This is a genomic window from Streptomyces sp. A18 (assembly GCF_059026065.1).
This window is the reverse complement of sequence record NZ_JBWLKL010000161.1, coordinates 1-394: the sequence shown is the minus strand read 5'-3', so window position 1 is coordinate 394 and position 394 is coordinate 1. Positions and strand designations below refer to the sequence as shown.

The window sequence follows — 394 nt, the reverse complement described above, 5'->3', positions numbered from 1 at the left end:
GCGGAGCAACAGCCCGCTCCACCACCTCCGCGAAGATCGTGGTGGCGGGCGGCTTCGGCGTGGGCAAGACCACGTTCGTCGGGGCGGTCTCTGAGATCAACCCGCTGCGCACCGAGGCCGTCATGACGTCCGCCTCCGCGGGCATCGACGACCTCACCCACACCGGGGACAAGACCACCACCACGGTGGCCATGGACTTCGGCCGCATCACCCTGGACCAGGACCTGATCCTGTACCTCTTCGGTACGCCGGGCCAGGACCGCTTCTGGTTCATGTGGGACGACCTCGTACGCGGCGCCATCGGCGCCGTCGTGCTCGTCGACACCCGCCGTCTCGCCGACTGCTTCCCGGCCGTCGACTACTTCGAGAACTCGGGCCTGCCCTTCGTCATCGC

The 394-nt window shown here is 68.3% G+C and carries 1 protein-coding gene; it reads left to right on the top strand.

Features of this window, described 5'->3' with window-relative positions; all coding sequences use genetic code 11:
- Nucleotides 1-394: GTP-binding protein (locus AC5P1C_RS43970; protein ID WP_493871611.1), on the top strand; the 394-nt coding region annotated here is incomplete at both ends.